General features: G+C 63.9%; 11 protein-coding genes. 8 read left to right on the top strand and 3 right to left on the bottom strand.

The window, feature by feature from the left end; genetic code table 11:
* Positions 1-260: 260 nt before the first annotated feature.
* Together HBO41_RS12300 and gspH are read right to left on the bottom strand one after the other, a co-directional pair.
* Complete coding sequence (locus tag HBO41_RS12300; RefSeq protein ID WP_017139660.1) at positions 261-872, bottom strand: prepilin-type N-terminal cleavage/methylation domain-containing protein; 612 nt, start codon at positions 870-872, stop codon at positions 261-263.
* Positions 869-1,321 carry a type II secretion system minor pseudopilin GspH gene (gene gspH / locus HBO41_RS12295; RefSeq protein WP_026013888.1) on the bottom strand — a complete coding sequence of 151 codons (453 nt, stop codon included), beginning with the start codon at positions 1,319-1,321 and terminating at the stop codon, positions 869-871. The genes HBO41_RS12300 and gspH overlap by 4 nt, the downstream gene beginning before the upstream one ends.
* A gap of 93 nt (positions 1,322-1,414) precedes the next feature.
* Here gspH and HBO41_RS12290 point away from each other — a divergent pair, with 93 nt between their 5' ends.
* The gene (locus tag HBO41_RS12290; protein ID WP_169986412.1) at positions 1,415-1,846 is read left to right on the top strand and encodes a type II secretion system protein N; all 432 of its coding nucleotides are present in this window, start codon (positions 1,415-1,417) and stop codon (positions 1,844-1,846) included.
* Here the strand turns inward: HBO41_RS12290 and gspI are convergent.
* Positions 1,833-2,198: a type II secretion system minor pseudopilin GspI gene (gspI, locus tag HBO41_RS12285; protein WP_017139657.1), complete on the bottom strand. Its 366-nt coding sequence runs from the start codon at positions 2,196-2,198 to the stop codon at positions 1,833-1,835. The genes HBO41_RS12290 and gspI overlap by 14 nt on opposite strands.
* 148 nt (positions 2,199-2,346) lie before the next feature.
* On the opposite strand from gspI, the gene gspG reads away from it, so the two are divergent.
* The 7 genes from gspG (at position 2,347) to gspF (ending at position 10,375) form a co-directional block, all read left to right on the top strand.
* Entirely contained in the window at positions 2,347-2,796 is a 450-nt protein-coding gene (gene gspG / locus HBO41_RS12280; RefSeq protein ID WP_017139656.1) for a type II secretion system major pseudopilin GspG, read from the top strand.
* An 8-nt stretch (positions 2,797-2,804) separates the two neighbouring features.
* Complete coding sequence (gspK, locus tag HBO41_RS12275) at positions 2,805-3,710, top strand: type II secretion system minor pseudopilin GspK (protein WP_158235129.1); 906 nt, start codon at positions 2,805-2,807, stop codon at positions 3,708-3,710.
* Entirely contained in the window at positions 3,707-4,792 is a 1,086-nt protein-coding gene (gene gspL, locus HBO41_RS12270; RefSeq protein WP_169986410.1) for a type II secretion system protein GspL, read from the top strand. Before gspK ends, gspL begins: the two co-directional genes overlap by 4 nt.
* Entirely contained in the window at positions 4,785-5,297 is a 513-nt protein-coding gene (gspM, locus tag HBO41_RS12265; protein ID WP_169986408.1) for a type II secretion system protein GspM, read from the top strand. Before gspL ends, gspM begins: the two co-directional genes overlap by 8 nt.
* Entirely contained in the window at positions 5,294-7,618 is a 2,325-nt protein-coding gene (gene gspD / locus HBO41_RS12260) for a type II secretion system secretin GspD (protein ID WP_169986406.1), read from the top strand. The genes gspM and gspD overlap by 4 nt, the downstream gene beginning before the upstream one ends.
* Before the next feature lie 127 nt (positions 7,619-7,745).
* A complete protein-coding gene (gene gspE / locus HBO41_RS12255; protein WP_169986403.1) occupies positions 7,746-9,164 on the top strand; it encodes a type II secretion system ATPase GspE in 1,419 nt (472 codons plus the stop codon).
* Positions 9,164-10,375, top strand: coding sequence for a type II secretion system inner membrane protein GspF (gene gspF, locus HBO41_RS12250; protein ID WP_017139650.1), 1,212 nt, complete (start codon positions 9,164-9,166; stop codon positions 10,373-10,375). The genes gspE and gspF overlap by 1 nt, the downstream gene beginning before the upstream one ends.
* Positions 10,376-10,567: the final 192 nt, after the last annotated feature.

The raw sequence follows: 10,567 nt of genomic DNA, 5'->3' as shown, positions 1-10,567 counted from the left end.
TAGCAATCCGCCCGAACGCAGAAAGCGATGGTCTGTTCGACGTCTATTTCTGCCATCACTTTTTGCGAACAATCGACATTAGTAAGCCTGATTATGGTCAATAATGTGTCCACCATGTCCCCGCACATGTGTCAACCATGTGTCCGGTCCGTACATGTCTTTACAAAAGTGACCCGCTGTAAGAGCGGAACCATAGGCCGCCGTTACCGCAGCAACGGATATGTACACCGCCCACCGCCCACCGCGCCAAGGCAGTAAAGCTAACGCAACGGCCCCAACACCTGCCGATACCGCTCCACCCCCTGGGGCGTCTGCCTGACCAGGCTGATCTCCATGCCCAACGGATCCTCCCGCCGATTGCCACTCAACTGCCGCCAACCCTTGTCCGCCTCCCACACCCGCACCTGCACATCACTGACCCCACTCAACACCACAACCCCGCCTTTGGCCGCCGGCAACGGAAAGCGCTCCCGCGCAGGCGCCGCCGCACGGTACAGGCTGTCGCCCTTGAGCCACCAGCGCACGCGTTGCAATCCATCTCCGGCCACCGGTGCACTGCGAATCACCTCCAGCGTAAAACCCTTGCTGTCGGAGCTGCGCACCGTCACGGCGGCCAACCCGGCAGGTTTGGCGGTGTCGTCTTCGGTTGGGCCAGGCGCGCTCAGTTCCACGCTGGCGCGCAGGCTGACATCGCGTTGCAGCTGGTTCAACGCCCGCAACAGCGCTTCTGTCTGCTCCGTGCTGGCCTGCAGGTGCTGGTCGGCGCGGGTCACGCTGTCGAGCCCACGCCAGGCGATCAGGCTGACCACCGCCATCAGCATGATCGCCACCATTACTTCGATCAGGGTGAAGCCTTGCTGGGATGGGTTCATGGTTGAGTCACCACACGCATCAGCCCGGCCGCATCGCGCTGCAGGCTGAGGCTGTATTGGCCATCGGACAGCACCACGCGCACCGGCGGGCTGATCCATTCGGCGTCGAGTACGAGCACCCGCCCGGGTTCGATTGAGACCTGCATCGGCGTGTGTTCCCACGGGCGCGGGCGCAGTTGGCTGTCGCCCTTGAAGGTCTCGATACCTGAACCGTCATCACTGCGGCGGTTGAAGCCAAAGCCCTTGGCGTCGGCGCGCCAGGTGATGGGGCGCCCGTCCGCACGGGCTTCAGCCTGGGCCACTTGCAGCAGTTGGCTCAGGCGTTCGGCATCCTTGCGCAGCAGGTGCAGCGGGTCGGGCTTGATGGTCAGGCTGATGGCGGCACTGGCAATGCCGATGATCACCAGCACCACCATCAACTCGATCAGAGTAAAGCCTTGCTGTTTCATCGCCCGACTCCTGAACAACTGGTGAGCTTGTGAAATAAAAACGTGCGAATTGGCCTGTAGGCTGAAAGCACGCACAGACAGGAGGTCCCGCTCATGGCATTTGCTCTTCGATTTTCGCCCGCCCACAGTGTGCAGGCGCTGGCCTTGTTGGCGGCCCTGGCCGGGGTGGCGGTGTGGACGCCGTTGCTGCTGACATCCGCCGAGTCCCACACGCCCCAGGCCGCGCCCCAGACGCTGGCGGCGCGCAGTGACAACCCGGCGTTGCAGTGGTTTGCCAGCGCGCCCTCGGCGTTGCAGGTCAAAGTCTCGGGCGTGCTCGCCGGCGCGCGTGGCGCGGTGGCGATCCTCAGCCTTAACGATGGGCCGCCGCGCAGCTTCCTGCTCGGCGAGCGTTTGAGCCCCGGTGTGCGGCTGACGGCCATTGAAGGTGATGGCGTGGAGATCGAGCGCGGCGGCGAGAAGCTGCGCGTCAACCTCGACAAGTTGCCGGACGCTCCCGCATTACCGTCACTCACTCGGCCATGACCTGGGTCGCCAGACGCGCCAGCGGCGGCGCTTCGCGGCTGGCATCGAGCACCAGCAGGCTGACCTGAAACAGGCGGCCCTCGGCGTTGATGGTCTGCTCACAGCGCAGCTTCAGTCGGCCCTGGTCGCAGTCGAAGGTCTTTTTGCCGCTGCGTAGCTGTCCGCCCAACCGCAGCTCCGCCAACCGACTTTGTCCGGCCAGCAACGCGATGGATTTGTCGCGCAGCAGGCCGTTGCTCTGGGTCATCAACCCGGCCACGCGCACGGCGGCCGCCATGGCCACAGCAATGATCGCCAGCGCCACCAGCACTTCAATCAGGGTAAAGCCTTGCTCCTTGCGGCGGCTGTACATGGCGCTCTCAAAGCCGGGAAACAGGCCCGCAGACTAGCGCCGGCAGTTGACCGATTAGCGACCAAACCTCCCGAGGATTTTCAATACGACTGACATGTGTTCTTGCAACACTGCGCCACGAAATGCACCCAAGCCAAGGAATGTCGAGATGGAAATCGCGCCCCTAACGTCCCCATTGCCAGGCCCGCGCGGCCAACGTGGCTTCACCTTGATCGAGATCATGGTGGTGGTGGTCATCCTCGGGATTCTGGCGGCGATGGTGGTGCCCAAAGTGCTCGATCGGCCCGACCAGGCACGGGCCACGGCGGCCAAGCAGGATATCGGTGGGTTGATGCAGGCGCTGAAACTCTATCGCCTCGACCACGGCAGCTACCCAAGCATGAACCAGGGCTTGAAAGTGCTGGTAGAACGCCCGGCCGACGCCAAGAACAGTAACTGGCGCGCCTACCTGGAGCGCCTGCCCAACGACCCGTGGGGCAACCCTTATCACTACCTCAACCCCGGCGCCAATGGTGAGGTCGATGTGTTCTCCCTGGGTGCCGACGGCAAACCGGATGGCGACGGCGTGAATGCCGATATCGGCTCCTGGCAGTTGTAAGGCCCGCCATGAACAGGCATTCGCCCGCAGCGGCGAAGCAGCGCGGCATGGCGATTATCAGCGCGCTGCTGATCGCGGCGGTGGTGGCGGTGATCGCCGGCGCCATGCTCACACGCCAGACCGTCTTCACCCGTAGCCTTGAGGCCGAGCAGCAGCGCGTGCAGGGCCAGTGGCTGTTGCTGGGCGCGCTGGAACAGAGCCGCCTGTTGCTGTGGGACGCGCGTAAAAAGGATGTGTTGACCCGCCTCGACCAGCCATGGGCACGCGCCCAGGGCGGTGTGTTTGAAGGGCGGCTGGAGGATGAACAGGGCAAGTTCAACCTGCGCAACCTAGTCAATCGCCAGCAACAAGATGACGAGCAATTGCAGCACTTCGAACGCTTGTGTCGGCTGATCGGCGTCGACCCGGCCGTGAGCCGTCGCATCAGCCAGCGGGTGATCGGCTCCTATGACCAGCGCGTTGTACACAAAGGCGCGTCGGATGAGCGGCTGCCGGCCAAATACCCGATGCTGCGCAGCCTCGATGACCTCAGTGGTATTGAAGGCATCGACCCACAGGTGCTGCGGCGCCTGCACGCTTTTGTCAGCGTGCTGCCCGGCAACACCTGGGTCAACGGCAATACCGCCAGCGCCGAAGTGCTCAGCGCGGTGGTGCCGCTGCTCAGCCTGGCCCAGGCCCAGGCGCTGGTGGCCGAGCGCGACAGCGGGCGCTGGTTTATCAACCGTGGCGACTTTGTTAACCGTCTGCGCATGCCCCAAGTGGCGATGGATTCGGTGCAGGTGGGTATTACCAGCGAGTGGTTCCGTTTGCAGGGCCAGGCCCGTCGCGAGCAACGCCGAGTGACGATCGAGGCGTTGTTGCACCGGCCCGAAGACCGCCAGCCGCAGGTGATCTGGTCGCGGGTGGGTGTATGAAGCGTTTGCGCATTGGCTTGCCGCCACTTGATCAACTGACGGTCGACAGTCCGGTGAACTTTGCCTGGCTGGACGCTGGCAGGGTGATCGCCGAGGGCCGCGAAAGCCTGAAGCAGTTGGGCCAACACCGCCAGCCAGTGGACTGCTTCCTGCACCCGCGTGACAGCCTGTTGACCAGCCTGGAGTTGCCGCCATTACCCGCCGCCAAAACCGCGGCCGCCGTGGCCTGCGCCGCGCAGGCATTGATTCTTGGGCCAATCGATCAGATGCAGGTGGCTCACGGCCCGCGTGGCAGCGACGGTCTTGTGCAGGTGGCCTGGGTGCCCAAGGCCGGGCTGGCACAACTGGGCCAGGTACTGGCGCAGGTGCCGCTCAAGCTGCGCGGCCTTTACCCGGCGCCGTACGCCTTGCCGGTGGCCACGGCGGCACTGGACGATGGGCATTTGCTCACGCGACATAGCCTGCAACAAGCCACCGTGCATCCACTGGGGCAACACGCCCTGGATCAAACCCTTGATGTGCAGCTGGTCGAGGCTGCGCAGCGCTGGAGCGGCGCAGTGCCCGCCTGGGGCTTGCAGGGGCAGTTCAATCAACGTGCTACCGGCGGCTGGGGCAGGGCGCTGGCTTGTGCGGCGCTGGCCGTCGTTATCTGGACCGTTGGCCTGAACCTGTACGCCGCCCGCCAGGCCGAAGAAGGCCAGCGGCTGAAGGCGCTAATGAGCCAACAGGTGCGCCAGGCCTTTCCCGAGCTGCCGGTGATCCTCAACCCTCTGCAGCAGGTGCGCCAACAGTTGGCGGCGCGGCAAAGCGGGGCGGCGGCTGATCCCGGCCAACGCTTTACCAGCCTGCTGCAACTGGCGGGCAGCCACTTGCCGTTTATGGTCGGCAGTGTCGACAGCCTGAGCTTTGAGCAGGGCCGTTTGCACCTGGGCCTGTTGGCCGACAGCCATAGCCCGGCGGCGCAAGGCGACTGGCAGGCGGCGTTGGCGGAAGCCGGTTTTGCCGCGACCCGTGATGAGCAAGGTTGGACCCTGGGGCCGGCAGACAACACCGTCACCCCGGAGGAGGACGACGATGAATAAGTGGCAGCAGGTGCGCAGTCAGTCCCATGTGTTCTGGACTGGCCTGGCCGTGCGTGAAAGACGCATGTTGGCCGGTGCCGGGCTGATCCTGGCGAGCCTGCTGACCTGGCTGGTGCTGGTTCAGCCGGCGCTAAAAAAAATCGACTATTGGCAGGTCGAAATCCCGAAGCTGCGCTCCCAGGCCGAAGCCTTGCAGGTGCTGTTGCAGGGCGTCGCGGCGCCGCGTCAGGCGGATGACAGCGCGCTGCGCCAAGCCCTCGATGGCGCCGGCCTGCAAGGCCATTACCAATTGCAGGCGCTGGCCCCCGGCGGCTGGCAGCTGACCTTCGAGAATGCCCCGGCTGACCGTGTGGTGGACTGGCTGCTGGGCAACCCCCGTTCGTTTTCTTTGGAAGTGTCCGAGGCGCGCTTGCAACGCGCCCAGGACGCTGTCGACAACTCGGCCGGCACTGTGTCCGGGACCGTTCGCATGGATCAGGCGCTTGGCGCTAAGGAAGCTTCATGAAGTGGTCAGTCCCCAACTCCGCGCCTTTTCGCAAGGTCGCGCCGCTGCTATTGCTGGCCCTGAGCGCGTGCAGTAACCCGCAGTCACCCAAGCCTTTGCTGGTGGACAGTGAGCTGGGCCAGCCATTGGCCGACACGCGGCGCAGCGGCGAAACCGTGTTGGACCGCCAGCGCGAACCCGCGCCGGCCCCGCGCGTGCAGCACCCGGTGACCAACAGCGCCCGTGGCCACGCCCCGGCGGTGCTCAAGGCGCGCAACCCGCTGGGCGACCAGCCGGTACAGCTGAATTTTGTGGATGCCGATATCCAGGCGGTGGTGCGTGCCTTGTCGCGCGCCACCGGCCAGCAGTTTCTGGTGGACCCGCGTGTAAAAGGCAACCTCACGTTGGTCAGCGAAGGCCAGGTGCCGGCGCATCAGGCCTACGACATGCTGCTGGCGGCGTTGCGCATGCAGGGCTTCAGCGTGGTGGATGTGGGTGGCGTTGCCCAGGTGGTGCCGGAGGCCGATGCCAAGCTGCTCGGCGGGCCGATCTACAGCGCCGGCAGCAGCGGCATGCAGACGCGGACCTTTCGGCTGCAATATGAAAACGCGGTGAACCTGATCCCGGTGCTGCGTCCCATTGTGTCGCCGAACAACCCGATCAACGCCTACCCCGGCAACAACAGCATCGTCATCACTGACTATGCTGAAAACCTGGCGCGGGTGGCGCAGATTATCGACGGCATCGACACACCCAGCGCCATCGACACCGATGTGGTGAAGATCCAGAACGGCATCGCCGTCGATATCGCGGCCATGGTCGCTGAATTGCTGGAAACCCAGGGTGCCGACCAGACGCAAAAGATCAACGTGGTGGGCGACCCGCGTTCCAACTCGATCATCATTCGTTCCGGCAGCCCCGAGCGCACAGAGCTGGCGCGTAACCTGATCTACAAACTCGACAATGCCCAGAGCAACCCGAGCAATATGCACGTGGTGTACCTGCGCAACGCCCAGGCGGGCAAGCTGGCGCAGTCGTTGCGCGGGCTGTTGACCGGTGAGAGCGAGTCCGGGGTCAGCGATGAGGCCCGTGGCAAACTCAGCTCGATGGGCGGCGGCTCCCAGAACAACCAGGGCAGTAATACTCAGAACAGCAGCGGCACGCCCACCGGCAGTGGTGTGCAGTCGTCGGGCTACGGCCAGTCGAGCAGTTCGGGCAGCAGCGCCAACAGCAGCACCCCCAGCGATCAGAACACTGCGTTCAGCGCCGGTGGTGTGACGATCCAGGCGGACGCTACCACCAACACCTTGCTGATCTCCGCGCCCGACCCGCTGTACCGCAACCTGCGCGAAGTGATCGACATGCTCGACCAGCGCCGCGCCCAGGTGGTTATCGAAAGCCTGATCGTTGAAGTCAGCGAAGACGACGCCAGTGAGTTCGGCGTGCAATGGCAGGCTGGCAACCTGGGCGGCAAGGGCGGTTTTGGCGGCGTTAACCTGGGCGGCAGTGGGCTGGTCACCACCGGCAAGACCAGCATTGATGTGTTGCCCAAAGGGCTGAATATCGGCTTGGTCAACGGCAGCGTGGATATTCCGGGGATCGGCAAGGTGCTCGACCTCAAGGTGCTGGCCCGCGCCCTCAAGAGCAAAGGCGGCACCAACGTGCTGTCCACGCCGAACCTGCTGACCCTGGACAACGAAGCAGCGAGCATTTTTGTCGGCCAGACCATTCCGTTTGTCACCGGCAGTTATGTCACCGGTGGCGGCGGCACCAGCAACAACCCGTTCCAGACCGTACAGCGCGAAGAGGTGGGGCTGAAGCTGAACGTGCGGCCGCAGATTTCCGAAGGCGGCACGGTGAAGCTGGATATTTACCAGGAGGTCAGCAGCGTCGACACGCGCGCCTCGGTGGAGGCGGGCACGGTGACCCAAAAACGCGCGATCGACACCAGTATTTTGCTGGATGACGGGCAAATCATGGTGCTCGGCGGGTTGCTGCAGGACGGCTATAGCCAGAGCAATGACGCGGTACCGTGGCTGGCGGATATCCCTGGGTTGGGGGCGCTGTTTCGCAATGAAAAGCGCAGCGTCACCAAGACCAATCTGATGGTGTTTTTACGCCCCTACATTATTCGCGACAGTGGCGCTGGGCGCAGTATCACCTTGAACCGCTATGAATTCATGCGCCGCGCCCAGGGCGGGTTGCAGCCGGAGCACAGTTGGGCGCTGCCGGATGTGCAGGCGCCGCAGTTGCCTTCGGTGGAGAAGGCGATTCCCGGGGCGCAGCAGCAGGGGCCAAGGGCGGTGATTCGGGCAGTGCCGGTTTCGCAGGTGCGGCCGTGATCTACCTGAAGTATGAAGATCAAACTGTGGGAGCTGGCTTGCCTGCGATGGCGGTGGGTCAGTTGAACATTTTTCAGCTGAAAGTCCGCTATCGCAGGCAAGCCAGCTCCCACATGTACGGTGGTGTATGAGTTTGCTCCCCTACGTCTGGGCCAAATCCCAGCGCATCCTCCTGCGCCCCGGCGATGAAGGCAGGGTGCTGACGGTTTGCCCCTCAACCCCCGGCTGGTCGATCAGCGAGGTCCAGCGCCAGTTCGGCCAATCACGCCTGGAGCATGTGCGCGACGACGAACTCGACGGCCTGCTCACCAGTGCCTATGCCGACACCGGCAGTGCGGCGGCGGTGGTTGGCGCGGCTGAGAACGAAGTCGACCTCGACCGCCTGATGCAGGACATGCCCGAAATCACCGACCTGCTCGACACCCAGGACGGCGCGCCGGTGATCCGCATGATCAACGCCTTGCTCACCCAGGCTGCGCGCGATGAAGCCAGCGATATTCACATCGAACCCTACGAAACCCATTCCGTGGTGCGCTATCGCGTCGATGGCACCCTGCGTGATGTGGTGTCGCCGCGCAAGGCGCTGCATGGCGCGCTGGTGTCGCGGATCAAGATCATGGCCCAGCTCGACATCGCCGAAAAACGCTTGCCCCAGGACGGTCGTATTGCCCTGCGGGTGGCGGGGCGGCCGATTGATATTCGCGTGTCCACCGTGCCGACGGGGCATGGCGAAAGGGTCGTGATGCGCCTGCTGGACAAACAGGCCGGGCGCTTGCAGCTGGAAACCCTGGGCATGCAGCCGCAACTGCTGGCGCGCCTGGATACCTTGATCCGCCAGCCCCACGGCATCGTGCTGGTCACCGGGCCGACCGGCAGCGGCAAGACCACCAGCCTGTACGCTGCCCTGGCGCGGCTGGATGCGAGCACCAGCAATATTCTCACCGTCGAAGACCCGGTGGAATACGACTTGCCCGGTATCAGCCAGATTCAGGTCAACGCCAAGATCGACATGACCTTCGGCCTTGCACTGCGGGCGATTCTGCGCCAGGACCCGGACATCATCATGATTGGTGAGATCCGCGACCTGGAGACCGCGCAAATCGCCGTGCAGGCTTCGTTGACCGGGCATTTGGTGCTCGCCACCTTGCACACCAATGACGCGGTGTCGGCGGTCAACCGCTTGATCGATATGGGCGTCGAGCCGTTCCTGTTGGCCTCGTCATTGTTGGGCGTATTGGCCCAGCGCCTGGTGCGGCGCCTGTGCCCGCATTGCAAGCAGGAAGACCCGGCGGTGCCTGGCACCTGGCGGCCGGTGGGGTGTGCGCAGTGCAACCAGATCGGTTACAGCGGGCGTACCGGCATCCATGAATTGTTCTGCGTTGATGACGATGTGCGCAGCCTGATCCACCAAGGCGCCGGCGAGCAGGATTTGCGCCTGGCTGCACGTCGCGCCGGCATGTTCAGCATGCGCGAGGATGGCGAGCGCTGGGTACGCAGCGGCGCCACCGCAGTCGAAGAAATCCTGCGCGTGACACGGGACGCCTGATGAATCGCTATCGTTACGAAGCCGCCGATGCCAGCGGCAAAATCGAAGCCGGGCACGTGGAAGCCGACAGCCAGAGCGCGGCGTTTGCCCAGTTGCGCAGCCGTGGCTTGACCGCATTGCAGGTACAGATTGAGGGTAATCAAGCGGCGGCCGGCGGCGGCAGCCTGTTCACGCCCAAACTCTCGGACAACGATCTGGCCTGGGCCACGCGGCAACTCGCGAGTTTGCTGGGCGCCAGCCTGCCGTTGGAGGCGGCGCTGAGTGCCACGGTGGAGCAGGCCGAGAAAAAACACATCGCCCAGACCCTGGCCGCCGTGCGCGGCGATGTACGCGGCGGCATGCGTTTGGCCGACGCCTTGGCGGCGCGGCCACGGGACTTTCCATCGATTTACCGTGCCTTGATTGCGGCGGGGGAGGAGTCCGGTGACCTGGCCCAGGTGATGGAGCGCCTGGCCGATTACATCGAGGAGCGTAACAACCTGCGCGGCAAGATCATGACGGCGTTCATCTACCCCGGCGTGGTCGGGTTGGTGTCCATTGGCATTGTGATTTTCCTGTTGAGCTATGTGGTGCCGCAGGTGGTCAGCGCGTTTTCCCAGGCGCGCCAGGACCTGCCGGGGCTGACCCTGGCGATGCTCAATGCCAGCGACTTTATCCGCGCCTGGGGCTGGTTGTGTTTTGCCTTGATTGTCGGTGGGTTTTGGGGCTGGCGCTTGTACCTGCGCAACCCGCTGGCGCGGCTCAATTGGCATAGCCGGGTGCTGCGCTTGCCGCTGATCGGGCGGTTTGTGTTGGGGCTCAATACTGCGCGGTTTGCGTCGACCCTGGCGATTCTCGGCGGCGCCGGCGTGCCGTTGCTGCGGGCATTGGAGGCGGCGCGCCAGACCTTGTCCAATGACCGCCTCAGCCAGTGCGTCAACGATGCCACCGCCAAGGTTCGCGAAGGCGTTAACCTGGCGCCTGCATTGGCAGTGGAAAAGGTCTTCCCGCCGGTGTTGATTCACCTGATTGCCAGCGGCGAAAAAACCGGTTCACTGCCGCCGATGCTTGAACGTGCGGCGCAGACCTTGTCCCGCGATATCGAACGCCGGGCGATGGGCATGACGGCGTTGCTGGAGCCGCTGATGATTGTGGTGATGGGGGCGGTGGTGTTGGTGATTGTGATGGCGGTGTTGTTGCCGATCATCGAGATCAACCAACTGGTGACCTGATTGCACCCGGTCAAATGTGGGAGCTGGCTTGCCTGCGATGGCATCAACTCGGTGTGCCTGATGTACCGAGGTATCTGCATCGCAGGCAAGCCAGCTCCCACATCTGGGTCGGTTTTATTCAGTTGATTCTGCTCGCTCCCTATATGCATCACTGCAACCTCGGGTTCCTCATTCCGTCACATCCAACCCACT

The sequence above is a fragment of the Pseudomonas sp. WS 5146 genome (genome assembly GCF_012985495.1).
Taxonomy (GTDB): domain Bacteria; phylum Pseudomonadota; class Gammaproteobacteria; order Pseudomonadales; family Pseudomonadaceae; genus Aquipseudomonas; species Aquipseudomonas edaphica.
The sequence above is the reverse complement of the archived record's forward strand: the minus strand, read 5'-3'. Positions and strand labels throughout refer to the sequence as shown.